The organism is Pseudovibrio sp. Ad37, from assembly GCF_001623075.1.
Lineage (GTDB): Bacteria > Pseudomonadota > Alphaproteobacteria > Rhizobiales > Stappiaceae > Pseudovibrio.
In genome coordinates this window covers 45,429-70,809 of sequence record NZ_LMCF01000024.1, presented here as the reverse complement: position 1 = coordinate 70,809, position 25,381 = coordinate 45,429, and the positions used below count along the sequence as shown (strand labels likewise).

The window sequence follows — 25,381 nt, the reverse complement described above, 5'->3', positions numbered from 1 at the left end:
ACGCTAAATGCTGTCTATTTCGGCGAAGTCGATGAGCTTGTGCATGTAGGGTAAGAGATCCAGATTTTTACTGGCCACCCAATCGTCATTGTAAAGGGTGTCCAGATACCGCTCTCCGCTGTCGCAGATGAGAGTGACGATGGAGCCTTCCTGGTCGTTTTCCATCATCTCCTTGGCCAATGCGAGAGCTCCATACAGGTTTGTGCCTGTTGAGCCGCCGCACTTGCGCAGGATCACGCCTTCCAGCCATCTGATTGTCGCGATACTCGCCGCATCTGGTATGTCGATCATTCTGTCTATGACATCCGGCATGAAGGATGGTTCTACTCTCGGTCTGCCGATCCCCTCAATCAGCGAGGGTCTGTTCCTGACGATGCTTTTGTCTCTGTTTCGGTAATACTCATGAAACACCGAATTTTCAGGATCCACCACACAGAGCTGTGTTTTGGAGTAGTCCTCAGTATGGAGCCGGATGTATCGACCAAGGGTTGCCGTTGTCCCGCCTGTTCCAGCACTCATGACTATCCATTTGGGTGCCGGGAAGCGTTCCAGTTCCATTTGGGAGAACAGGCTTTGCGCGATATTGTTGTTACCGCGCCAATCGGTTGCGCGCTCCGCATAGGTGAATTGGCCCACATAATGGCCGCCCAGTTCTTTCGCCAGTCGCGCCGCTTCCTTATAGATCTGATAGGGCTCAACCAAATGCACCTCACCGCCCAGCGCTTCGATCTCTCTTATCTTGCCTGTTGCAGTTGCCTTGGGAGCGATTGCGACGAAAGGATTTCCGATCAGCCGTGCAAAATACGCTTCTGAGATCGCCGTTGAGCCTGAAGAGGATTCTACAATTGGTGTCCCTTCCCGGATCCAGCCGTTGCAGATGCCATATAAGAAGAGCGAGCGTGCCAACCTGTGTTTGAGACTTCCGCTTGGGTGGGTGCTTTCGTCTTTCAGGTAAAGATCAATCCCTGCCCTTGTGAGTTTGGGAATGTTTAGTTTGATCAGGTGCGTGTCAGCCGAGCGATTGTAGTCCGCCTCAATGTTCTGGATCGCCTGCAGCGCCCATGCTCTGCCTGAGGGGTTTCTGTGATTGGTATGGCTGTTAAACTCCAGCATGGAACCACCTGATCTACCTTTACCACGGTGCCCTGCTTGTGACGCACCTCTTCTGCCCGATTATATCGGCTGCACGACTAATGGCATGGGCTGATCGTTGCCGTATGAAACAGAGAGTAAAGCCGCTGATGAAAATGAGAGAGTTTCAGAAAGAACTCACAGCTGCACGGATTTAGCCGTGGCTCATCATGGAAGCACGGTACTGGGCTCTGTACTCAGAGGGCGTCAGGCCGAAGTGTTTTTTGAAGATATTGGTGAAGGACGAGGCGTTCTCGTAGCCAACCTGGAAGGAGATGGCGGCGATGGATTGATCGGATGATCTGAGTAATGAGAGCGCTTTGTCCAACCGCATCTCCAGCTGCAGTTGTTTTGGGGATTTACCGTAGGAGGCTTTGAGTTTCTTTTGCAGGCTGCTGACTGAGTAGCCGCCCTCTTTCGCAATATCCGAAATCTTGTTGTGAGTGGGCAGCTGCTCTTTTACGCTCTGCAATCGCTTTGTGACTGTGCTTTGATTGAGGAAGTCAGTCGTCCGGCCTGTTGCCAGTTCCAGCGCTGTGTTCAGGATGGAGGCAGTGCCGTTTGCGTCTACCTCAAACGTGTCTGCGAGTGAGGCGACGAAGTTGAGGTACTTTAGTGCGAGTGGTGAGAGTTCCTGGTGGCAGTCGTTTGCGTGCCGGAAGAATTGAGAGATGGCTGCTTTGTCGCTAACATCGATGATCAGGAAGCGGCTGCCGGAGGTGGTTTCGCTGTCATGCAGGGTTTCTGGCGCTATGAGGCAGACGGAGCCGACTGTCAGTTGCTTGAAGTGGCCGCCAATTTCAATCTGCATTTCGCCCTGTAACGGAACAACAGCCTGCGCGAATGCGTGGTGGTGTCCGAGTTCCAGCCGGTCATATTCACGGATGACAGCTTGATAGGGCATGACTTCGTTCCAGATCTCCACTCTTGGTCCAAAAGCTTGTTTAAGAGGACTGCTTGCTCAGGGATACCGCGGTCTTTCGAAAATCTCAAAAAGAAAATCTATTTCCTGTTTTGCCTAATTCTAATATGCAGGAAATGAGGCAGGATCTGGTCGGTTTCGTTGGAACCTCCAGCGATGTGATGGCCTCAGTCTTCAAGCGGAATTTTAAATGTTACAGAACCAATCAGCTGGCAAGGTCAGCGCTGCGACCTCTGTCGGGAGTATCTCCATTGTTTTATGGGGCACGCTTGCTGTGCTGACCAAGCTGACCGATGATCAGTTTCCGCCGTTCCAGTTGCTGGCCATGACGTTTACGGTAGCGACACTCACACTCTCCGGCAAGCTGTTGACGGGAAAGGCTAATGTGCGTTCTGCCTTCAAGCTGCCTCTGTCCGGCTGGTTGCTTGGTGTTGGCGGATTGTTTGGGTTCCATGCGCTGTACTTTGTTGCTTTGCAGAATGCGCCTGCTGTTGAGGCCGGACTGATTGCCTACATCTGGCCGCTGCTCATTGTATTGTTCTCTGCCCTGTTGCCGGGAGAAACCATTACAAGGTGGCATGTTGGCGGCGCTCTTGTCGCTCTTGCTGGGTATTGGGTTTTGCTTGGCTGGGACAGTTCAGCAGGCAATCTGCAGTGGGAGTACGTTGTTGGCTATGTGGCGGCGGCGGGTTGTGCGTTGATCTGGTCCAGCTATTCTGTTTTGAGCCGACTGATCAAGACCACCTCTTCCGATGCGGTGATCGGCTATTGTGCTTTAACTGCCGTGTTTGGCTGGCTCGCGCATTTCCTCTGGGAGACCACAGCTGTCCCTCAGGATCTTACACAAATCATCGCCGTGATTGGTTTGGGTCTGGGGCCCGTGGGCATTGCCTTTTACACGTGGGACTTTGGCGTGAAGCACGGCAACGTGCAGCTGCTCGGCGTCCTCGCTTATGGCGCGCCCTTAATCTCGACGCTTCTGCTGATCGCGTTTGGAGAAGGCACCCTTGCCGCTAACATCGTAATCGCAGCGCTGGCGATTGCAGGAGGGTCTTTGATCGCGGCGAAGAGGACGACTTAGGAGTTATAGTGAGGCAGAAGCCTCACTGATTTTTCATCTTGGCGAGGAACTCCGAAGCTTCCTGCTTCGCTTCGTTACGTTCCTGCAATGAAAGGTGTTGCTCAATTTTGTTCATATTTTGCACAGCCACATCGTCTCCACCAGATGCCGCAATTGAGAGCCAAACGTATGCCCGCTTGAAGTCCTGTCGACCGCCCTCACCTCTAGCGTACATCGTGCCCAGATTATTTTGTGCCTTTTCGTTGCCCCACTTCGCCGCAAGAGACAATAGTATTTTTGCGACTGCCTCACTTTGAGGGACTCCATCTCCTTTTGAAAATAAGCTTCCCAAATTGAATAGTGCTTGGTCGTGACCCTGATTAGCGGCAAGAAGGTACCATCCAACTGCTTTAAAGTGGTCCTTAGGCACACCGTCGCCTGCATCATACAGTAGTCCAAGGTAATACTGTGCATCTACATATCCCTGATCTGCTGAGAGACGAAACAAGTTCATTGCTTCAGAATAGTCTGTTGGTACACCGTCGCCAGATAGATAGTTTAGTCCCAGAACAAACTGAGCATTTGCGTTGCCCTGTGCAACAGCAAGGCGCAACCATTTTAGTGCTTCAGTAAAACTTTGTTGTACCCCCTTGCCTCTGTGGTACATACTACCAAGTAAAAATTGGGCTTCTGGATGTCCGTTATCGGCGGCTCTGCGGTGCCACTTTGCTGCTTCGACAGAACTTTGCGGTACACCTTTCCCCTTGTAGTACATAATGCCTAGCCGTAGTTGAGCATCTGCATTTCCCTGATCTGCAGCTAGATGAAGCCACTTCAGCGCCTTAGCATAGTCCTTCTGCATTGCTCGGCCATCTACATACATCCAGCCAAGCCGTGCTTGAGCGTCTGGATGTCCGTTATCAGCCGCTCGGCGGTACCATTTTGCTGCTTCTACCTTATCTTCACGGACGCCCCTACCGTAATCGAACAGCAATCCAAGATCGTACTGTGCACGGGAATTGCCCTGCTCCGCTGCCTTGAGCCACCACTCTCTTGCAGCCTTCAAATCCTTCAAAGCACCTTGCCCTTGGTAGTACAAAAGTCCCAAGTTGTATCGCGCATAAGAGTTCCCGGAGATCGCTGCTAAACGATACCATTCAATAGCTCTCACGAAATTTTGTGAAACTCCATAGCCATATTCATACATTACGCCTAAACCAAATTGTGCTTCTGCATTTCCCTGTTCTTCTGCCAGACGAAACCATTTCAGCGCCTTAGCATAGTCCTTTTGCACTTCGCGCCCATGTACATACATCCCGGCAAGCTCTACTTGGGCACCAACATCCCCCCCCCTTGCCAATGCCAGCGTAGCTTCAAAATCGTGCGCAAAAACGAAAGAAGAATGGAGGCATACAAGGGAAAAGAGCCACGCCTGCATTGTGATTTTTAGGTAACGGAAATGCATAATTCAAATTCTCTAAGCTTCCAGTAATGGTTCAGAACATATCTCAGTTCATGGGTAGTCTTCACTCAACCCCGCTTCCCTTGAAAGAACGTTTTGAGCATTGCGGCTGAATCTGTTTCGGCCAGGCCGGAGTAGACGTCGGGGGTGTGGTGGCAGGTTGGGGAGGAGTAGAAGCGGACGCCGTGGTCTACGCCGCCGCCTTTGGCATCCCCTGCCCCATAATAGAGCCTGCGGATGCGGGCGAAAGAGATGGCAGCGGCGCACATTGGACATGGTTCCAGCGTGACGTAGAGGTCGCAACCTTCCAACCGCTGGGAGCTGAGCTGCTTTCCGGCTTCGCGAATGGCAAGCACTTCTGCGTGGGCGGTGGGGTCATTCAGCTCCAATGTGCAGTTGCCCGCAGAGGATAAGACACTTCCATCTTTTACAACAACACAGCCAATGGGGACTTCGCCGCGCATTTCTGCTGCGCGCGCTTCCTCCAATGCCAGATCCATAAAAGTAGAGTTCAATGTGGGCGTCTTCATGGGGCCAAGCTAGTGCTTATTGCTAAAAAGTGGAAGCAGGTTTTGGATAAAGACACGCAAAAACAAGAGATAAAGCAGTTTAACAAGAGCTAGACCTATGCGACGTGCAAATGTTCTGATCACTCAAGCTGTCATCATTTATGAAAGTGTCAGGTGAGTCTGAGCCAACAAAATCAGAAAAAAAATCGAGAGTCTGCTTTTGCCCCTTTGCCAACTGGCGCCTCTTAGGTTATGACCGGGATAGAGCACGCCCGCGTTTTGAATGCATCCACGCGTCGCGCTCCGTTTTCTTTTTATGAGTGAATTCTTATCGTCTGGTTCTATGCAATCAAACGGAACGCGCTCTAACGACATTCGAATATTGTGTGGCATCTGGCAGACTGCTGGGCAGCCAAGGCGGTGACGCCTATGCGAGCTCATCCAGTGTATCTGATCAGAGTGTAGAAAGTTAAAGGCCCCGGTTCGCCGGGCAAGAGCCAATGAAAAACAGCGGTAAAAAACCATCTAGCTCCCCCCGCAAATCTGGCGAGCAGACCAAAAAATCCTCCGGCGACAAAAAACCAAATCAGACAGTCACCGTTGCAGGCGAACGTATTGCCAAGGCAATGGCACGTGCTGGTCTGTGCTCTCGCCGTGATGCAGAAACATGGATTGAAGCTGGCCGTGTCAGCGTCAACGGCACCGTGCTGGAAACACCAGCTTTTACCGTTACCCAAAAAGACAAGGTTGTCGTTGATGGCAAACCTCTGCCAACCCGTGAGCGGACGCGCCTCTGGCTGTTCCACAAACCACGTGGCACGGTAACCACGAATAAAGACCCTGAGGGTCGTAAAACTGTTTTTGACATCCTGCCTGCTGACATGCCACGCGTTGTGACTGTTGGCCGCCTGGACATCAACACCGAAGGTTTGCTGCTGCTGACCAATGATGGTGGCCTTTCCCGCGTGATTGAATTGCCTGCAACTGGCTGGCTGCGCCGCTACCGCGTGCGCGCCTACGGCAAGGTGACTCAAGAGCAGCTGGATGCCCTGAAAGACGGTGTTGCCATTGACGGTGTTCTTTATGGCGCTATTGAAGCGACACTGGACACTGAAAAAGGCGACAACGTTTGGCTGACCATTGGCCTGCGTGAAGGCAAGAACCGCGAAGTTAAGCGGATTCTTGAGCATCTTGACCTTTCCGTGAACCGCCTGATCCGCATTTCCTTTGGTCCGTTCCAGCTGGGCGACCTTGGTGACAGTGAACTGCAGGAAATCCGTGGCCGTGTGCTTCAAGACCAGCTGGGCGAACGCCTTGTTACTGAAGCTGACCTGGACTTTGACGCCCCTATCGTCAACCAGATGGATACCCGGACCAGCAAACAAGCCGAACTGAAGAAGAGAAAGAAATCTTCCGGTGGTGCCGGTGGTGGCTGGATCAGCGCAAAAGATGCTGCTGCTGTTCTTGCTAAGAACAAGAGCAAGCCACTGCGCCATGGCAGCGACCAGAAAGATAGTGGTGGTGAACGCTCTGAACAGAACCCGTTTGGTGACCGTAAGCGCGTTGGTGTGAAACCAACCTTTGGTGACCGCAAGCCTTCTGAAGACCGTGGTGAGCGTAAATCCTTTGGCGACCGTGATCGCGGTGATCGTAAGCCATTCGGCGATCGTGATCGTGGTGAACGCAAGTCATTCGGTGATCGTGACCGTGGCGATCGCAAGCCATTTGGTGATCGTGACCGCGGCGACCGCAAATCATTCGGTGATCGTGACCGCGGCGACCGCAAATCATTCGGTGATCGTGACCGTCAGGCTGGACCTTCCCGCTTTGGCAGCAACGAGCGTGGTGGTTACATCAAGCCGCGCCGCGTGTTCAGCGCAGACGGCAGCGTAGATACATACACTCCAAGCTTTGATGAGGACGAAGGCAGAACCGCTGCGAAGCGTAAGCCGGAAGAGCGTCGTTTTGGCACCCGCACCAAGCGCGGTGACTTCGATCTGGCTCATGGCGGCACAAAACGTTCAGCTGAGGCAGATGCTCCAAAACGTGACGGTGGTCGCGGTGGTGACTTTAACCCTGCAGACAATGCGCGTTATTCTGGCGATACCGGTCCAACACCAGGTGAGCGCCGCTTCTCCAACCGTCGCTCCCGCGATGATGCGCCTTCTGATGAAAAGCGTGGTGGTTTCAATAAGGGACCACGTGGCGATAAGCGCGAAGGCGGTCGCGATGGTGGTCGCGATGGCGACAAGCGTGGCTTTAGCAAAGGCCCTCGCGAAGGTGGCCGTGATGGCGAAAAGCGCGGCTTCAGCAAAGGCCCTCGCGAAGGTGGCCGTGATGGCGGTAAGCCGAGCTTCAGCAAAGGTCCTCGCGAAGGTGGCCGTGATGGCGGTAAGCCGAGCTTTAGCAAAGGCCCTCGTGAAGGTGGCCGTGATGGCGGCAAGCCAAGCTTCAGCAAAGGCCCTCGTGAAGGTGGCCGTGATGGCGGTAAGCCAAGCTTCAGCAAAGGCCCTCGTGAAGGTGGCCGTGATGGCGGCAAGCCAAGCTTTAGCAAGGGCCCTCGTGAAGGTGGTCGTGATGGCGGCAAGCCAAGCTTTAGCAAGGGCCCTCGTGAAGGTGGTCGTGACGGCGGCAAGCCAAGCTTCAGCAAAGGCCCACGTGGCGGCGGCAAGAGCTTTGGCGGCGATAAAGCACGTGGTGGTCGCCCAGGTGGTGATCGCTCTGGTGCGTCTCGTGGAAACAAAGGCGGCAGAAAATCGTGAGAATTGTTGCTGGACGCTTTCGGGGAACTGCTCTCGCTACGCCCAAGACACAAAACACACGGCCTACCAGTGACCGGATGAGAGAGACCATTTTTAATGTGCTCGCTCACTCCTATGACAACCCGGTTCAGGACGCACGCGTTCTGGACCTGTTTGCAGGGACCGGCGCTCTTGGTCTGGAAGCGATGAGCCGTGGCGGCAAGTACTGCGTCTTTGTTGAAGAGGCTGTTGAGCCGCGTGGTCTGATCCGCCGGAATGTGGAGACCACTGGACTGATGGGCGCCACAAAGATCTTACGACGCGATGCGACATCTTTAGGGGAAGCGGGAACCATTGCTCCGTTCGACCTGGTATTTCTGGATCCACCTTACCGCTTTGAACTCGGCGAGAAGGCTCTGTCCAGTGCCGTGGCTGGCGGCTGGCTTAATAAAGGCGCCCTTTGCATCTGGGAAGAAGATGCGAGCGTTTCTCCAGTGATCCCTGACGGGTTTGAAGGGCTGGATGTACGCCATGCGGGCGACAGTCAGATCCTCATTCTCAGGTATCTCGGCGTGTAGCCCAGAGCGACCGTATATATAAAGGGTAGAAGAAGGCCTTTCCGATGTGGTTTCGGGAAGGCCTTTTTTGTTGCCCTCCCCTCTGTGCGCTGGATAGAGGACCGCCGTGATGTGTGAAATGGCGCAGGTGGACGAGGACTGTGAGCAGAGGGGAGCATGGGGTCTTCAGCCGAATTGATTGAAACAGATCGTTGCTGTCCGACGTTCTGAGGTGATGACACTATATTGTGGCTGAGGATCTGGTCCGGTGTGGGTGGGCTAGAGGATGCATTGGCCCTCCGCCTCCTGAAAAACAGAGATTTGCGGGATTGAGGTTCACAGTTCGCATAGCGGCGCGTCAGTCCTCAAAAGAACGCAAATTCTCCCAAAACAACGCAAAATTCGAATACCTGTAAATACTATCACTATACTTATCATGGAGCGTTACACCTCCCTGATACGGACCCCATTTGTGTCTATGATTCGAATGACGCAGCTTGCATAGGAAAAGGGCTCGCAAATCTGCGTAATGATTTTTTAACGAATAATAACAATGGTTTAATTCAATTAGAAGCACCCCTGAATTGTATTTGATACATCTACCTAGTTTGGGATAAAAGCGTTGCAGGAATGAAACAGCGGTTTCGATTAGCTTGATAACTCTAGGTTATTCTTAGAGTTATTATTGCATCAACAAGCATGTGCTGGCATCAATTGCTGCAGGGAATTCGCGTACACAACAATAAAATTAGTTTTGCTTAGGCAGCATTTGGGCCGCCTTAAGTAGTTTTGTCAATAAACCTTGTTTGAGGAGTGGGTTTCTACCCGATTTAGGAGTCGAATTATGCGCCATTTTACAACTAGCGCCGCAGCAGCGCTTATGATGAGTGCCACTCCGGTCCTTGCAGCCGATCTTCCCGTTGCACCGGAGCCCGTAGAATACGTCCAGATTTGTGACGCCTACGGTACTGGATATTTTTATATTCCAGGCACTGATACCTGTTTGAGAATTCGCGGTCGTGTTCGTGCAGAATACCGTTTCAACAACTTTGGGGCGGCCCCAAGCGACTGGTCTGAGCGGACAAGAAATTCAACATCCACTCGTGCACGTGGCTACCTCCGCATGGACGCCCGAACTCAAACAGAATACGGCTTGCTTCGTGCTTACATTGATTTGTTCGGAACAGTCGACACACCTGGCTTTATTCAGGATGACAGCTCTGTTCCTAACGTGAACAATCCAGTCGGCTCTTTTGGGGTTGAACAGGACAACACTGTTATGACGCTTGATTATGCGTTCGTACAGTTTGGCGGTATGACCATCGGTCGTGCACAGTCCTTCTATGACTTCTGGACCGGTTATGCCTACGGTGCGATCACCACCGTTGCGTACTCTGACCAAAACCTCTGGCTTGCTGGTTATACCTTCGATCTGGGTAACGGCTTGTCCACCAGCTGGTCTGTGGAAGACAGAACAGCTCGCCAGCAGAACCTCTTTACCGGTGAATATCTTGACTCCACCGGATTTAACCAAGGCTACGGTGGCATGCGCTTCCCTGACCTTGTTGCTAACATCCGACTTGATCAGGGTTGGGGTTCCGCACAGATTATGGGTGCTTTGACAGAGATCCGTTATCTTGAATCTTATCCATCTGGAAAGCTTGGTTGGGCCGTCGGTGGCGGTATTGAATTCAACATTCCATGGTTTACAAGCTATCTTTCTGGCTTCCAAGGCGTCGTCCAAGCAACTTTTGCTCAAGGTGCCTTAGGCTACGTTAACAGCGACTGGCAGAACGTAGTCTGGGATGCAACCTCACTTACAGATGGCGAAGACGGGATTTCAACCGCTTGGTCTATTGCATGGGGCTTCCAAGCTGATTTTTCTCCTGAGTGGAATGCGGCCATTCAAGCCTCTTTCGCCAACGTTCGTCCAAATCAGCTCTGGAATCAAAATCAATGGGATGTAGTTGGTAAGATTGGTTGGACACCAGTGAGCGGCTTCGAAATCGGCACTGAAGTTGCGTATCGTAACCTAGGTTTGGGTGATCTTTATCCAGATAACACAATCAACAATGGTAACCCAACTCGCCCAATCGGCCAACAAGATATCATCTCAATCCTGCTCCGTGTTCAACGGGACTTCTGAGGCCACATGTCAGAACCCATCGATTGCCTAGTGTAATCGAGAATACGAACTGGAAGAGGCGGATCATTGATCCGCCTCTTCTGGTTTTTGTCGTAAAAACTAGTGACGACCAAACAAGCGCTCAATATCGGAGAGCTTCAGCTCGATCCATGTTGGTCTGCCGTGATTGCATTGCCCAGATTTTGGCGTTGCTTCCATATCGCGAAGCAGATTGTCCATCTCTTCAGGTCGCATTCTCCGCCCTGCTCTGATTGATCCGTGACATGCCATTGTTGCGGCAACCAGATCCAGCTTCACTCTGATGCGGGTTGAGCTGTCGAACTCCGCAAAATCGTCGGCAAGATCCTGCACAAGCGCTTTGATATTAAGGCGTTTTAGCATGGATGGGGTTTCTCGCACTGCAATTGCCCCCGGACCGAAGCGCTCCAGAACAAGGCCAACTTCTTCAAGCTCTGACGCACGCTCTTCTAGTCGTGCGACATCCTCTTCAGGGAGATCGACAATTTCCGGGATAAGGAGCATCTGCCGAGACACATCGCGTTTCGACAAGTCCTCTTTTAGTTGTTCATAGACAAGACGTTCGTGGGCTGCGTGCTGGTCTACGATGACCAACCCGTCTTTAGTTTGCGACACGATGTAAGTTTCGTGGATTTGCGCCCTGGCAGCTCCAAGCGGGAAATTTTCTCGGTCTTCCAGTAACTGATGTCCATGGGCTCGTGAGTCTGCGGATGGCGCGTCGACCAGTTGATAGGCCTGTGTGCCCTGCTCGTTCTCTGGCAACTGCGACTGATCCATTGGTGCTGAATAAAGTGCATTGGCTTCCATAAGACCCAACTGCATTTCGCTGGATCCAACTTCCGGAATATCTGCAGCACTCCACACACCTGCAGTACTCTCTTCCGGTCGATAGGACGATTGTTGCCATGAGTAGTTTTGAGGGGCTTCTCTATTGCCTTGCGGCGTATGCATAGATGCGCCTGAATGAACATTGAAGCCTGCGCTTTGTCCCATTGGGCGAATGGCGTTAATTGCAGACTGGGTGTTTGCAGTGGATGCTCTAAAACCTGACTGAACGAAGGCATTCTTCAGAGCACCGATCATCAGTCCACGAACCAGCTGACCATCTCGGAAGCGTACGTCTGCCTTTGCCGGATGTACGTTTACGTCTACTTGGTGAGGGTCAAGATCGATGTTGAGCACTACAATCGGGTGGCGATCACGAGATAGCACGTCTGAGTATGCTGCTTTCAGGGAGCCTAAAAGCAATTTATCTCTTACCGGACGGCCATTTACGAAGAAAAACTGGTGCTGTGAGTTGGCGCGGTGGAAGGTCGGCAGGCCTGCATATCCGTACAGATGTATCCCTTCCCTCAGCGCCTCAATCTCCATAGCGTTCTTTGTAAACTCTGCACCGAGTATTTGTCCGATCCGGGCGAGATCTGCGTCATCTCCGGTACAAGCTGGCAGTTCCAGTTGCCGGCGATCTGATCCAGAGAGTGAGAATCTCACTGTTGGATTTGCAAGAGCGATCCGCTTGATGATTTCTGTGATCGCTGTTGCTTCAGCACGGTCAGACTTTAGGAACTTCAGACGCGCGGGTACGGAGAAGAAGATATCTTTTACTTCGACGCGCGTTCCGGAGTTTAATGCAGCTGGCTCAATATCATTGTCCTGACCGCCTTCAACTTCGATTTTCCAGGCGTGAGGTTCCGAGGCATGGCGTGTGGTTATTTCCAAACGTGAGATTGCGCCAATGGATGGCAGCGCTTCTCCGCGAAAACCCATGGTCCGGATGTCCATGAGATCATCTTCAGGCAGTTTGGATGTGCAATGGCGGCGAACGGCGAGTTGAAGGTCTCCCTTCGTCATGCCTGCACCATTGTCTGTAATGCGCAGCAGGCTTTTGCCACCGGTCGCAGTGACGATCTCGATGCGCGTAGCACCAGCATCAACTGCGTTTTCAACCAGCTCTTTGACGACACTTGCAGGCCGCTCGATCACTTCACCAGCGGCAATTCTGTTAATTGTCGTATCGCTAAGTTGTCTTACCGCCATAACCGCTCCGTCTCAAAGGTTGTTCCGCATATACATGGCGTATCCAAATCATATTTGTGACAGAGATTTGCGCTCAATATCAATGCGAGATGAGCAGTGATTATATCTACTTGTCGTCGCCACCTGCTCAGGCTATGAGGATTTGGCTCAACTCTACTCTTTTTTCAAGAGCGTATCCAAGTTTCCTCCAAGAGAACATCATATGAAGCAGCAATCCCCCATCACTGGCCTCAGCCAGATTGCAGATCAATTCAACGGCATTCTATGTGATGTCTGGGGTGTTTTACATAATGGAGTGAGCGCATTTCCGGCAGCAATTGACGCACTTGAGACCTATAAGGCGCGTTGTGGCAAGCCTGTCGTTCTGATTACCAACGCACCGCGCCCATCCCATGAGATTGAAGAGCATCTTCGCAGTTTGGGTGTTCCACAAACCTGTTATAACTCGATTGTCTCGTCAGGTGATGTTGTTCAGGCTGATCTGCGCACCATAGATCATGCGAAGGTCTACCACATTGGCCCTAAAAAGAATCATAGCCTGTTTCACGGTGCGAGTTTTGACTTTGTGGAGCCAAATGCTGCGGACATTATCGTCTGTTCAGGTTTGAATGACAGACGCGTGGAAGAGCCAGAGGATTACCGCTCTCATTTTGAAGAGTTATTGAAGCTGGATCTTCCGCTCATTTGCGCTAATCCAGACATTGTTGCTGAACAAGGCGACAAGTTGGTCTGGTGCGGAGGCGCACTCGCAAAGCTTTATGAAGAGATGGGTGGCCGCGTCATCATTACGGGAAAGCCTTTTCATCCGATCTACGACATGGCGCGGGCAGAACTGAATGTACACGCAGGCAGAGCGCTTGAAAAAACTGAGATTCTGGCAATTGGTGACGGTTTACCGACTGATATCAAAGGTGCGAATGCCCAAGGTATCCCCGCGCTATTTTTGACAGAAGGTATTCATGCAGCTGATCTGGCAGGGGATGCTGAGGCTGTCTTAAGCATGCTTAAGGCAGAAGGTCTGCATGCGCACGATTTCATGGGACGCCTGAGCTGGTAAGACTAAAGCAGTTTGCATCATTTCAGGTCAACAAACTGCTTTTGAATTTCTTGTTGGTGGGCGGCGCCCACTGACAAACTGATCGCAAGTAAATTCAGGCGAACAGCTTGTCGATATCGTCCTGCTGCACATCACCGAGCATGGCATCAATCTCATCCTGAGAGACACCTTCACCCTTGTGCTGCGGGCCATGGAGGATCAACTCACGCTTGCGGCGTTCTTCGTCAGTTTCTTCGCCGCCCTGTTCACCCTGCGCTTCTTGCTCAAGGCGTAAACGTTCAACGAAGTTGGAAACACGCTCATCAATCGTATTCAGGGTGCTGACAACTTTAGAGATGCGTTGTCCGGTAATATCCTGAAACGCGCAGGCCTGAAAAATCTCCATAACCTGATTGTTGACAGTGTCTTGATAGGCTTGGGCATCCTCAGGATCAGCTGCCATGATGGCTTCAGCTGCTTCCATGATTGAATGTGTTGCTTCCTCTGTTGAAGAAACAATAGCATCCAGCTCTCGGCCAGCATCAGGGATATGATTATCTCTCATATCTGCGACACGAAGCTTACTGATCTCGGCTTTCATCCGCGCAATTTCCGCGCCGATTTCTGCCAGTTCCATGGTCACTGCAGGTTGGATGTGTTCAATGATATCCCCCATTGAACCTGTCATAACCTCTGCAAGGTCCATCACATCAGTTAGTGTGACTTCGCTAGACTTCTCACGGCTTTCTTCCAGAAAATCGATGAGTTGCTGAATATCAATTTTGGTCAAAACACTCTTCCCTTTGCCTGTGTAGGGAACGTCTCCTCCAGCAGGCAAAATCGCCTGCTGGGTCGGAGCTCTACCCGACCTTGTAACCGGTCAGTTGGGTGCACAGAAGGGTTGGGGCGCTACCGTTATCGCGTCCTCACCCCAGCCCCTATTCTTCAGTTGTGCGCAAACAATTTACTCAGCGAAAACCGCTTCGATTTTGCCTTTAAGAGTTTGCGCATTAAACGGCTTAACGATGTAGTTGTTAACCCCTGCCTTTTTAGCAGCGATCACGTTTTCCGTTTTAGACTCAGCCGTCACCATAATGAATGGCGTCTTACTCAGAGCAGCATCCTGCCTGACCTGCTTGAGCAGTTCATAGCCAGTCATAGGTTCCATGTTCCAATCCGAGATCACCAGGCCGTAACGGCGCTGCTTCATTTTCTCGTAGGCCTCAGTGCCATCAGCCGCATCATCGATGTCCGCAAAGCCAAGTTGCTTCAACAAGTTCCGAATGATTCGAATCATGGTCTTATAATCATCGACAACCAAAATTGGCATCTGAAGATCAAGGGCCATGTACAACTCCATATTCTCAAGAGGCTGTCGTTGCCTCTCTGCTATACTCACGGCGACCACGACATTGTTCGGTCACACTGGACGCAGGTGTCCTTCCAAATTAAAAGGGGTCCCCACCAATTCAACTTCGCGAAATTAACCGCCCTACGTTATAGTTAGGTTAATTTATCCAATACGATTTCAATAATGCTAAAAGCCTAATTGTTTTTTAGAGGTCTGCTTACTAGCTTTTCTGCGCGTTTTACCGGCAATTTTGCCTGTGGTTAATCCGAGGAAACACTATGCTCAGCCTCCGCCCGCTTGCCTATGAAGACCTTTCCGTCGGCATGACCGAAGTTTTTGTAAAGCACGTCAGCTCCCAGGACATTGTAGGATTTGCGGAGGTTTCCGGTGACAGAAACCCAATCCATTTGTCGGAGCATTTTGCAGCAAAGACCCCTTTCAAAACTCGTATTGCGCACGGTCTTTACACCGCGAGCCTTATCTCAGCCGTACTTGGAACGCGATTACCGGGCCCAGGTGCAATTTATTTGTCTCAATCTTTAAATTTTCGCGCGCCTGTGTATATCGGCGACGATATTGAGGTGCGCGTGAGCGTCGCAGAGCTGATCGACAAGGGCAATCGCGCTAGGTTGGATTGCCAATGTTTGGTCGAAGGCAAAGTGGTTTTGGAGGGGGAAGCGATGGTCAAAGTCCCTGCCCGTGCGGACATGGATATTCCGCTCTAAGCTGAAATTCCTGCACAGAACTTAAAGTTTCTTGTGTCCGGCTCGGCAAACTCCATCTCAAGAGCTTGACGAGGCGGACTTCTCACGGCACCGTCTCGCAAAATTCTAGATATTTAGAGTGTGTTGCGCTCTATGCATTCGTGCATCAGACTCTAAATCTGTCTATTCACGCGTATTCTTATCCGAAAACCGGAACCACTTTTCGGAAATACGCTTTAGCGGGAAGTCAATTCATGGGTGAGCCGATCAAGCAGGCGCATTCTTTTCAGCATATTACCGACCTTGCGCAGTTTCCCGACAAACTGCGCAGCGGCGTTGTTGCTATTGGGAATTTTGATGGTGTTCATCGCGGACATCGGGCTGTCCTTGATTTAGCGCGTGATGAAGCTGCAAAGCGCGGTGTTCCGGCCCTCGCCATGACATTTGAACCACACCCACGCACCTTCTTCCGGCCTGATCAACCTGTGTTTCGTTTGACGCCTTCACATGTCAAAGCTGAGATTTTTGAAGCGGAACATCTGGACGGGGTGATCGAACTGCCCTTTACAAAAGAGTTTGCCGGTATGGCCGCTGAGGATTTTGTGAAGGACATTCTGGTTGGGCGCCTTGGCATTTCCCAGAGCATTACTGGCTATGACTTCCACTTTGGGAAGGGGCGGCAAGGAACACCTGAGTTTCTTGAGCAAGCTGGTGAAGCTCATGGATTTGCCGTGACCATCGTTGGTGCAGAGGGTGACGAAGGGGGGGAGATCATCTCTTCCAGCCGTATTCGAGCCGCTCTTTCTGAAGGTGAATTGGCTGTGGCGAACGGCTTGCTTGGGTATCGTTATTTTGTTGAAGCAACCGTTCAACATGGTGAGAAGCGTGGCCGCGAGCTGGGATACCCAACTGCGAACCTAAAGCTTGCCGATAATTGCGAGCTGAAAGAAGGCGTTTATGCCGTTCAGATCAAAATTGACGGCGTGATGCATGATGGTGTGGCCAGTTTTGGCCGTCGTCCAACATTTGATGATGGCGCACCGCTGCTTGAAGTGCATGTGTTTGACTTCACTGGTGACCTCTATGAAAAGCCAGTCACAGTCTGCTTCGTCGGATTTATCCGTGCCGAACTTAAATTTGACGGTATTGAAGCCTTAATTAGCCAAATGGATCAGGATAGTGCTGAGGCACGGGCAATGATTGCATCGATGCGCCCACTCTCTCATCTGGACCAAATGCTCAATGCCGGCGGGTAATCCCTCCCTTTAGAAAGATAGTTCATGACATCAGCGGCTACGAGAGCTGGCACCGCCAGCTCTGATAATGTGTTGCACGGCGTGCTGCTCATGATCTGCGGATTGCTCATTCTGTCGAGTACCGACGGGGTGGTGAAGTATCTGGCAGAGTTTTTCTCGCCTTTGACTGTCGCTTTCTTTCGCTTTGCTGTGCAACTTGTCATTATTCTGGCAATCGCTCCTTTTCAGAAGCGGAGCTGGCGGAGCCTCGTGAAGGAAATGACCCTTCCCTTGTTTTGCCGTGGTCTGCTGCTTGCAGTTGGCTCAGTCTTCATGGTGTTTGGGTTGAAGTACCTGCCGCTGACAGAGGCGACAGCAATTTTCTTTGTTCAGCCGGTTATTCTGGTGATTCTGTCCTCAGTGTTTCTGAAGGAAAAAGTTGGCGCTAAACGTTGGATGGCAGTGATGATCGGCTTTGTCGGTGTGCTTGTGATCGTGCGCCCCGGGACTGAGGTTTTCCAACGGGCCAGCCTTCTTGTTCTTGCTGCTGCCTCTACATTTGCCTGCTATTTGATGTTGACGCGTAAACTTTCCGGGCAAGCCTCTCAGCTGGCTATTCAGTTCGCAACCGGCCTTGCTGCCAGCCTCTTTATTCTGCCGATCATCGTTTATGCCTGGCTGACGGGCTTTGGTGGAGATCTGGTGATTGCGGATCAGAACCGCGATTTCACAGTGCCGACTCTGCTTCTGTTCGGCCTTGGCGGAACAGGACTGACTGCGCATGTGTTACTGGTTAAAGCCTTTGAGAGAGCTCCGGCGTCTGTGCTTGCGCCCATCAACTATATTGAAATTATATCTGCAACTATAGTCGGTTACCTGATCTTCAACGAAGTCCCTGACGAGTTTGTCTGGGTTGGCGTTGGTATGCTTATCTGCAGCGGACTGATACTTGCAAATGCAGAGAGAAAACCCTCTCCCTCATAATATTGAGGGGCGGAACAGATACTCTTTAGATAACTGCACTGAATAGCCCGCTACCGGCACTTTCTTTTGGTTGCGCAAAGGAATAGCTGGTGCGTCAATATAGGCCCTTACCCTCTGCGCTGGCTTTGATATGTCAGCGTATCCCCATTATCCGAGAGCAACATGACAACAACAACCGCCTCGACAGATAGTCATACCTCCAATGCCGGGCTACATGGCATTCTGTTTATGGTCGCCGGAATGTCTTTGGCCCCCCTGATGGATGGCACAGCCAAGTATCTCAGTGCGTTCATTTCGCCGGTTGAGGTATCGCTTGGCCGCTTCCTGTGTCAGGCGATTATTGTTCTCGTGATTGCGGGTTTCATGGGCCGTTCGTTCGGCTCTTTGATGAAAGAGGTCAACCGTATTCAGCTGGTGCGCGGTGCTTGTCTCGCAATTTGCTCAATCTTCTTCTTCACCTCTCTTAAGTACATGCCTTTGGCGGATGCGATTGCGATTTTCTTTGTGCAGCCGATGATCCTGACTGTACTTTCGGCTGTTGTTTTGAAGGAAAAAGTAGGCGTGCGCCGTTGGGCAGCCGTTGTGGTTGGCATGATCGGGGCTCTGATCATTATCCGTCCAGGGTCGAGCGCTTTGGGTTGGCCATCTCTGTTGCCACTTGCTGCTGCGACCTCCTTTGCAGTTTATCTTGTTCTGACGCGCAAACTTGCAGGGAGTGCCTCTTTGCTTGGCATTCAGTTCGCGACGGGTATTGCTGGTGTTTTGACGCTGACACCGCTTGTTATCATCGCAAGCCTGCTTGGGTTTGAAGCAGCCGCGTGGACGACACCAGACCTCACTCACCTACCGCTGTTCGTGTTGATGGGCATTATCTCATTTGCCTCACACGGCTGTATTGTGCTTGCGTTTGACCGAGCCCCTGCCTCCGTTCTTGCACCGCTCAGCTATACAGAGATCATCAGTGCAACGATTGTGGGCTTCGTGCTGTTTGGGGACATTCCAGACATGTTTGTCTGGCTGGGTGTGGCTTTGATCTCAGGTGGCGGGCTTTACATTGCACACCGTGAACGGACAGCTGCGAAGCGTCAGGCGGAGAGCGAAGAGCTTGTCGACAGTTCACCCAAGCGTCATTACTGACTTCAGCGCGGCAGCTCCGGCCTTCAGGAAAATTGCCCTTGGTCTTGAGAATATTGAGCTTTGTTGTTAGAGGCTCTTTATTCCTAGGATAAGCGCTGCTAAAAGCACTCATTATGTTAGCCGAGTTTGAAGATAACAGGACTACTCCTTTGACCTTACTCAAGGTGTGCCAATTTCGAATTATTGGCCCGGCCTTCAGTTGAGACGCCCGCTGGCGCCCTGAAGTACCGGGAGACCTCCAACCGTCACAGAGACGGCGGGATTTTCAAACTTGCGCAAATTCCTGCGCTTTACCAAATGCCTATGGGCAAACAAATGCCCACATAAGCGGACTGCCAAATGACCGATACACCGAGCCGCGATTATTCGGACACGCTCAACCTGCCTAAAACTGATTTCCCAATGCGGGCAGGCCTTCCAAAGAATGAACCTAAGATCCTCGCCAAATGGTTGGACAAGGACCTTTACAAGGTGATGCGCGATCAATCCGCAGGTCGCCCTAAGTTCATCCTGCATGATGGCCCTCCTTATGCGAACGGCAACATCCATATTGGTCATGCGCTGAACAAGACCCTGAAGGACATCATCAACCGCTCCATGCAGATGCAGGGTTTTGATGCGAACTACGTTCCTGGCTGGGATTGTCATGGTCTGCCGATCGAATGGAAGATCGAAGAGCAGTATCGCAAAAAAGGCAAAAACAAAGACGCTGTGCCGATCAACGAATTCCGTAAGGAATGCCGTGAGTTTGCGGACAAGTGGATTGACGTTCAGCGTGAAGAATTCAAGCGCCTTGGTATTGAAGCAGACTGGGACAACCCATATCTGACCATGCGCTACGACAGCGAAGCTGTGATTGCGAAAGAACTGATGAAGTTCGCGACATCCGGCCAGCTGTACCGTGGCTCCAAGCCTGTAATGTGGTCTATCGTTGAAAAGACCGCTCTTGCTGAAGCGGAAGTGGAGTATGAAGACCATATCTCCCACACCATCTGGGTGACTTTCCCGGTTGTATCTGGCGATGAAGCGCTGATCGGCAAGAAAGTGGTGATCTGGACAACCACTCCATGGACCATTCCAGCAAACCGCGCGATCTCGTTCTCTAACGACATCAGCTATGGCATCTACAAGGTGACAGAAGCTGCTGAAGACAACTGGGCGAAAGTTGGCGAAGAGTTCATTATTGCTGACAAGCTTGCTGAATCTGTTTTTGAAGCTTCCCGCGTTGATGCCTATGAGCGTGTTTCCGATGTTGATGTGAGCACCATCGAATACTGCGCGCATCCGCTACGTGGTGCAGAAGGTGCTGGCGACTACTTCGACTTCAACGTTCCGATGCTCGCCGGTGAGCATGTCACCGATGATGCTGGTACTGGCTTCGTTCACACGGCTCCTGGCCATGGTCAGGAAGATTTCCAGATGTTCCTGGACAACCGGGAAGCCTTTGCAAAAGCTGGTACTGAACAGGTTCCAATGACCGTTCAGCCGGATGGTTCCTACTATCCGCATGTGCCGCTGTTTGAAGGCAAGTACATCCTTGACCGTAAAGGCAAGGAAGGCTCCACCAACAAAGCTGTTATCGAAAAGCTGACAGAAGTTGGCGGTCTGATGGCTCGTGGGCGTGTGAAGCACTCCTACCCACACTCCTGGCGCTCGAAAGCTCCTTTGATCTTCCGTAACACGCCGCAGTGGTTTGTTTACATGGACAAGGAACTTTCCGAGGAAGCCAAAGGGGACACACTGCGTGCCCGTGCGCTGAAGGCAATTTCTGAGACCCGTTTTGTGCCAGCAACCGGTCAGAACCGTCTGAATGCCATGATCGAAGCCCGCCCTGACTGGGTTCTTTCCCGTCAGCGTGCATGGGGCGTGCCGATCACCGTGCTTGTGAACAAGGAAACTGGTGAAGTTTTGAAGGACGAAGCGGTCAACGCACGTATCTTTGAAGCTTTCCAGAATGAAGGTGCAGATGCATGGTTTGAAGAAGGCGCAACGCAGCGCTTCCTTGGCGATGCATATGATGCTGAGAACTTCGAAAAAGTCGAGGACATCCTCGACGTGTGGTTCGATTCCGGTTCAACACACGCCTTCTGCATGGAACGCCGCGAAGACCTGAACCCGAACCGTAAAGGTTTGGGTGGTGACGACTACGTTCTGTACCTTGAAGGTACCGATCAGCACCGTGGCTGGTTCCACTCTTCCCTCTTGGAAAGCTGTGGTACTCGCGGTCATGCACCATATGACGCTGTTCTCACCCACGGTTTCACCATGGATGAGCAAGGCCGCAAGATGTCCAAGTCTTTGGGCAACACGGTTGCGCCTCAGGACGTCATCAAGCAGTACGGCGCGGACATTCTGCGTTTGTGGGTTGGTTCAGTCGATTATGCTGAAGACCAGCGTATCGGCCCTGAGATCATCAAGACCAACGTTGATGCCTACCGCAAGATGCGTAACACTCTGCGCTTCATGCTTGGGTCTCTTGGTCACTATGACGGCGAAGAGATTGCTCTTGCTGACATGAATGAGCTTGAGCTGTTGATGTTGCACCGTCTGGCTGAGCTGGATGTGCTGGTTCGTGATGCCTATCAGGCGTTCGACAGCAAGCGCGTGTTCTCTGCTCTGTTTAACTTCATGACTGTTGAGCTGTCCGCATTCTACTTCGATATCCGCAAGGATGCGCTGTATTGCGATGCTCCATCTTCCACGAAGCGCAAAGCCTCTCTTTATGTGATTGAGCAGTTGTTCCGTCATCTGACCATGTGGCTGGCACCAATCCTGCCATTCACCATGGAAGAGAGCTGGATCTACCGTTACGGTGAAGCGACAACTTCTGTGCACCTGCAGCAGTTCCCTGCTGTTTCTTCTGCGTGGAGAAACGATGAGCTGGCAGCGAAGTGGGAGAAGGTTCGTGCGGTGCGCCGTGTGATCACTGGTGCATTGGAAATCGAACGCCGTGAAAAGCGGATCGGTTCTTCTTTGGAAGCACATCCAACCGTTTACATTTCAGATGCAGACCTGATGGCTGCTCTGGATGGTCTGGACGCTGCAGAAATCGCGATCACATCCCAGCTGAACCTGTCCTCTGACAGCGCTCCTGAAGGTGCGTTCACGTTGGAAGACACTGCTGGTGTTGGCGTTGTGCCAGGTCTTGCTGAGGGTAACAAGTGTGCCCGCTCCTGGAAGATCCTGCCAGAAGTTGGTGCAGACGCTGAGTATCCTGAGCTGACACTGCGCGATGCGGATGCAATGCGCGAGCTGGATGGCGCGACTGTTTAAGCGAACGATGTGACGAGGGAATTGACCTTGAAGAAACTGAAGTTTTGGGGACATCACAGTTCCCTCGTCCTCCTCCTTGCCATAGCTGGTCTGGTTGTTGATCAGATTGCCAAGTTCTGGGCTGTCGCTCATTTCTCAGGTGGCGGTATTCCTACAATCCCAGTTGGCCCTTTTCTGGATCTGGTTCTGGTCTGGAACAAAGGCGTTTCCTACGGATTTTTCCAGCAAACGACAGAGCTTGGCCGCTGGGGATTGGCAGCCTTTACGGTTGTTGCCTCAGTTTTCATCTGGTTCTGGAGTGCGCGCGCAAGTAATCGGCTGGAAGGTTTCTGCCTCGGGCTGGTTCTCTCCGGCGCCCTGAGCAATGGTTTTGACCGCCTCTATTATGGCAAAGTCGTCGATTACCTCTATTTTCATGTTGGGGAATTTTCCTGGTACGTCTTCAATCTTGCCGATGCATGGATTGTTATTGGCGCTGCTGGTTTGCTGCTCGACACCTTATTTATTGGCAAAAATAAGGATAGCCGGCCCTAAAACTGCCTAATTCTCAATTATATGTGGGGAATATCGGGTGCTTCTGGGCATAACTACACACTTAGGGCCTTCATGGTTTCGTGATTCCTGTTTTAAGGTGGCATCACTGGATTATGAGGACTACAGATTTCGCAGGCTGTCATTTGACCCGTGATGCCTGTCAAACGCCGTTTTGATGGTGATCGGGAAACAAGGGTAATGAAATTGCAAAGCCGTAGCAAAAAATTCGTTGTTCGGGCCACTTTTGTTTGCGGGCTCTCTCTCGCACTATCCGCCTGTATGACAGGTAATGGTGACTTCGATGATGGCACTGAAACCACCGATTTGAGTTTGATGACTGGTGTCTTGAGCGCCGTTGGTCTTGAGTCTCAGAAAAACACTGACATCAAGTACAAAGAGCGTGCTCCGCTTGTTATGCCGACACAGGCTGGCAACCTTCCGCAGCCAGATTCCCGCAAGCTTTCTGAAGTCGCTAGCAACTGGCCGGTTGACCGCTCCAAGGAAGAACTTGAAGAGATCCGCGCGTTCTACAAGGTAGAGCCAGGTGAGCCTTTGAGCATTGAGCAAATGCGCGGCCACCCTGCGTTGGAGAAAGCAGCGGCTCGCCCTCGCGATTTCGCAGCTGAGAAACGTCAGCAGCAGCTTCTTGATGGTGACAAGCTGAGCCCGACTGAACTTGCAGCTCTTGGCAAGCAATATCAGGCTGCCAAAAAACAGCTTGGTGGCAAAGATGTGGAAGCACCGATTTGCGCACCTGGCGATCCAAGTTGTACGCCGACACGCAAGTACCTGACCGAGCCTCCAGTGGCTTACTCCACTCCTGTTGCAGGCGTTGCTTTTGCGACCCCGGAAGTGGACGAAAGCGAAGAAGTTCGCAAAAAGCGTGAAGCAGCAGCAATTGAAGACGGCGCTCGTATCGATATGAGCAAGCAGTAGGAACCTCTCTCACAGAGAGTTCAAGTCTTACTGAAAGCCTGAATAAACTATGAAGCAAGCGCGACAATGTTCGCGCTTTTTTCATTATAGCTGCAATAGATTACGAATAATTCACGAGGAGATTAACCACAATCACGGTATAGGTAGGACAGCTGTGTCCTGCTCATTTTAAAGGGAGCCCCCTACGTGACTGGTCGATCTCTCGCGCTTAAAGCCCTCGCTTTGAGTCTGGTTGTTTTCGCAAGCCCAGTGTTGCCCGTGGCTGCGGATACGACAGGGAAAACTTCAATCGAAGACTTTTCAAAAATACACATCGGCGGAACCGATGTTTCCCAAACCACTCTCGACAATGGCCTTCAGGTGGTTGTCATCCCTGACCGACGCGCCCCGATTGTGACACACATGGTGTGGTACCGCGTTGGCGGAGCAGATGAAAAACCCGGTAAATCCGGCATCGCGCATTTTCTTGAACATCTCATGTTCAAGGGAACCAAGAATACACCAGAGGGTGAGTTCTCCAAAAAGGTTGCTCAGGTAGGTGGTCAGGAAAACGCCTTCACCTCTCAAGACTACACGGCCTATTATCAGCAGGTTGCCAAAGAGCATCTGGAAATGGTGATGGGCTATGAGGCCGATCGCATGTCCAACCTGATCCTGACCGAAAAGCAGGTTGATCCGGAACGGGATGTGGTGCTCGAAGAGCGTTCCCAGCGTGTGGACCGCAGCCCTGCGGCCAGACTATCTGAGACATTCGATCAGGTCCTGTTTCCGAACAGCCCCTACGGTATTCCGGTGATTGGCTGGAAAAACGAAATTCAGGCGCTGAACAAAGACGATGCTATCGCCTTTTACGACAAGTACTACACACCAAACAACGCAATCCTGATTGTTGCCGGTGATGTGACTTCGGAAGACGTTCTGGCCCTCGCCAAGAAGACCTATGGCAAGGTTGAGCAACGTGCAGACCCGGGTCCACGTGATCGTCCGCATGTCCAGATCGTGCCAGGTAATCGCGAAGTCAGCCTGCAGAGTGATCAGGTTGCCCAGCCAAGCCTGCAACATGGCTGGATCGTACCAAGCTCGACCACTGCTGAGCCGAGTGACTCTGAAGCTCTTGAAGTGCTTTCAGACATTTTAGGTGGCGGTGCTAACAGCCGGCTTTACAAAGCGCTGGTGATTGAAGGCGAAGTCGCGACCAGTGCTGGAGCCTGGTACCAATCCACCGCTTTGGATGACACCCGCTTCATTCTTTACACCTCTCCCAAAGATGGTGTTGAGCTGGAAGAGTTGGAGAAGCGTGCTCTGGCAATCGTGAATGATGTTCTTGAGAATGGTGTGACAGCTGAAGAAGTGGAACGCTCTAAACGCTCTATGCTGGCCTCTGCCATTTACGCACAAGACAAGCAAGACGTTCTGGCGCGCATCTTTGGGACAGCTCTGACCACAGGCGGTTCTGTTGAGAAGGTTCAGACCTGGCCTGCTCGCATTGCCAAGGTGACACCTGAACAGGTTCAGGCAGTTGCGCAGAAGTACCTTAGTGAAACCAGTGTGGCGAGCTATCTGATGCCTGCTGCAAAACCTGAAAATGCAGAGTGAGAGGGGACGCTC

General features: G+C 51.8%; 20 protein-coding genes. 13 read left to right on the top strand and 7 right to left on the bottom strand.

What is annotated here, in order from left to right; all coding sequences use genetic code 11:
- Positions 1–3 precede the first annotated feature (3 nt).
- Both PsAD37_RS06660 and PsAD37_RS06655 read right to left on the bottom strand, forming a co-directional pair.
- Positions 4–1,113, bottom strand: coding sequence for a PLP-dependent cysteine synthase family protein (locus PsAD37_RS06660; protein ID WP_153039683.1), 1,110 nt, complete (start codon positions 1,111–1,113; stop codon positions 4–6).
- A gap of 172 nt (positions 1,114–1,285) precedes the next feature.
- Positions 1,286–2,035: an AraC family transcriptional regulator gene (locus PsAD37_RS06655; protein ID WP_153039682.1), complete on the bottom strand. Its 750-nt coding sequence runs from the start codon at positions 2,033–2,035 to the stop codon at positions 1,286–1,288.
- Positions 2,036–2,243: 208 nt separating this feature from the next.
- On the opposite strand from PsAD37_RS06655, the gene PsAD37_RS06650 reads away from it, so the two are divergent.
- On the top strand, positions 2,244–3,134 hold the full coding sequence (locus tag PsAD37_RS06650) for a DMT family transporter (RefSeq protein ID WP_063295481.1): 891 nt from the start codon (positions 2,244–2,246) through the stop codon (positions 3,132–3,134).
- Positions 3,135–3,156: 22 nt separating this feature from the next.
- Here PsAD37_RS06650 and PsAD37_RS06645 read toward each other — a convergent pair whose 3' ends face one another.
- The gene (locus PsAD37_RS06645; RefSeq protein WP_063295480.1) at positions 3,157–4,578 is read right to left on the bottom strand and encodes a tetratricopeptide repeat protein; all 1,422 of its coding nucleotides are present in this window, start codon (positions 4,576–4,578) and stop codon (positions 3,157–3,159) included.
- A gap of 65 nt (positions 4,579–4,643) precedes the next feature.
- Positions 4,644–5,075, bottom strand: a complete 432-nt coding sequence (locus PsAD37_RS06640; RefSeq protein WP_063295479.1) for a nucleoside deaminase — start codon at positions 5,073–5,075, stop codon at positions 4,644–4,646.
- A 509-nt stretch (positions 5,076–5,584) separates the two neighbouring features.
- Between PsAD37_RS06640 and PsAD37_RS06635 the strand changes: the two genes are divergently transcribed.
- From PsAD37_RS06635 to PsAD37_RS06625, 3 genes are all read left to right on the top strand, one after another.
- Positions 5,585–7,846, top strand: a complete 2,262-nt coding sequence (locus PsAD37_RS06635; RefSeq protein ID WP_084407675.1) for a pseudouridine synthase — start codon at positions 5,585–5,587, stop codon at positions 7,844–7,846.
- Entirely contained in the window at positions 7,843–8,403 is a 561-nt protein-coding gene (gene rsmD / locus PsAD37_RS06630; RefSeq protein WP_063295478.1) for a 16S rRNA (guanine(966)-N(2))-methyltransferase RsmD, read from the top strand. The genes PsAD37_RS06635 and rsmD overlap by 4 nt, the downstream gene beginning before the upstream one ends.
- An 823-nt stretch (positions 8,404–9,226) precedes the next feature.
- A complete protein-coding gene (locus PsAD37_RS06625; RefSeq protein ID WP_063295477.1) occupies positions 9,227–10,528 on the top strand; it encodes a porin in 1,302 nt (433 codons plus the stop codon).
- 99 nt (positions 10,529–10,627) lie between these two features.
- Here PsAD37_RS06625 and mutL read toward each other — a convergent pair whose 3' ends face one another.
- The gene (mutL, locus tag PsAD37_RS06620; RefSeq protein WP_063295476.1) at positions 10,628–12,583 is read right to left on the bottom strand and encodes a DNA mismatch repair endonuclease MutL; all 1,956 of its coding nucleotides are present in this window, start codon (positions 12,581–12,583) and stop codon (positions 10,628–10,630) included.
- 202 nt (positions 12,584–12,785) lie between these two features.
- Here mutL and PsAD37_RS06615 point away from each other — a divergent pair, with 202 nt between their 5' ends.
- Positions 12,786–13,640 (top strand): TIGR01459 family HAD-type hydrolase, encoded by an 855-nt coding sequence (locus PsAD37_RS06615; RefSeq protein ID WP_063295475.1) that lies wholly within the window; start codon positions 12,786–12,788, stop codon positions 13,638–13,640.
- Between the two features lie 94 nt (positions 13,641–13,734).
- Here the strand turns inward: PsAD37_RS06615 and PsAD37_RS06610 are convergent, their stop codons facing one another.
- Together PsAD37_RS06610 and PsAD37_RS06605 are read right to left on the bottom strand one after the other, a co-directional pair.
- Positions 13,735–14,409 carry a protein phosphatase CheZ gene (locus tag PsAD37_RS06610; protein ID WP_063295474.1) on the bottom strand — a complete coding sequence of 225 codons (675 nt, stop codon included), beginning with the start codon at positions 14,407–14,409 and terminating at the stop codon, positions 13,735–13,737.
- A gap of 174 nt (positions 14,410–14,583) precedes the next feature.
- On the bottom strand, positions 14,584–14,967 hold the full coding sequence (locus PsAD37_RS06605) for a response regulator (RefSeq protein ID WP_057464072.1): 384 nt from the start codon (positions 14,965–14,967) through the stop codon (positions 14,584–14,586).
- A 281-nt stretch (positions 14,968–15,248) separates the two neighbouring features.
- On the opposite strand from PsAD37_RS06605, the gene PsAD37_RS06600 reads away from it, so the two are divergent.
- The 8 genes from PsAD37_RS06600 to PsAD37_RS06565 all read left to right on the top strand — a co-directional run bounded on the left by PsAD37_RS06600 (position 15,249) and on the right by PsAD37_RS06565 (position 25,369).
- Positions 15,249–15,695: a MaoC family dehydratase gene (locus tag PsAD37_RS06600; protein ID WP_057464057.1), complete on the top strand. Its 447-nt coding sequence runs from the start codon at positions 15,249–15,251 to the stop codon at positions 15,693–15,695.
- A gap of 233 nt (positions 15,696–15,928) precedes the next feature.
- Positions 15,929–16,930, top strand: coding sequence for a bifunctional riboflavin kinase/FAD synthetase (locus tag PsAD37_RS06595; protein WP_063295473.1), 1,002 nt, complete (start codon positions 15,929–15,931; stop codon positions 16,928–16,930).
- A 24-nt stretch (positions 16,931–16,954) separates the two neighbouring features.
- Positions 16,955–17,893 carry a DMT family transporter gene (locus PsAD37_RS06590; RefSeq protein WP_063295472.1) on the top strand — a complete coding sequence of 313 codons (939 nt, stop codon included), beginning with the start codon at positions 16,955–16,957 and terminating at the stop codon, positions 17,891–17,893.
- 162 nt (positions 17,894–18,055) lie between these two features.
- Positions 18,056–19,030: a DMT family transporter gene (locus PsAD37_RS06585; RefSeq protein ID WP_063295471.1), complete on the top strand. Its 975-nt coding sequence runs from the start codon at positions 18,056–18,058 to the stop codon at positions 19,028–19,030.
- Between the two features lie 339 nt (positions 19,031–19,369).
- Positions 19,370–22,303: an isoleucine--tRNA ligase gene (gene ileS / locus PsAD37_RS06580; RefSeq protein WP_063295470.1), complete on the top strand. Its 2,934-nt coding sequence runs from the start codon at positions 19,370–19,372 to the stop codon at positions 22,301–22,303.
- A 27-nt stretch (positions 22,304–22,330) separates the two neighbouring features.
- On the top strand, positions 22,331–22,837 hold the full coding sequence (lspA, locus tag PsAD37_RS06575; protein ID WP_057464062.1) for a signal peptidase II: 507 nt from the start codon (positions 22,331–22,333) through the stop codon (positions 22,835–22,837).
- A 198-nt stretch (positions 22,838–23,035) separates the two neighbouring features.
- Positions 23,036–23,773 carry a hypothetical protein gene (locus PsAD37_RS06570; RefSeq protein WP_208985557.1) on the top strand — a complete coding sequence of 246 codons (738 nt, stop codon included), beginning with the start codon at positions 23,036–23,038 and terminating at the stop codon, positions 23,771–23,773.
- A gap of 186 nt (positions 23,774–23,959) precedes the next feature.
- Positions 23,960–25,369: a pitrilysin family protein gene (locus PsAD37_RS06565; RefSeq protein WP_063295469.1), complete on the top strand. Its 1,410-nt coding sequence runs from the start codon at positions 23,960–23,962 to the stop codon at positions 25,367–25,369.
- The last annotated feature ends 12 nt before the right edge of the window (positions 25,370–25,381 follow it).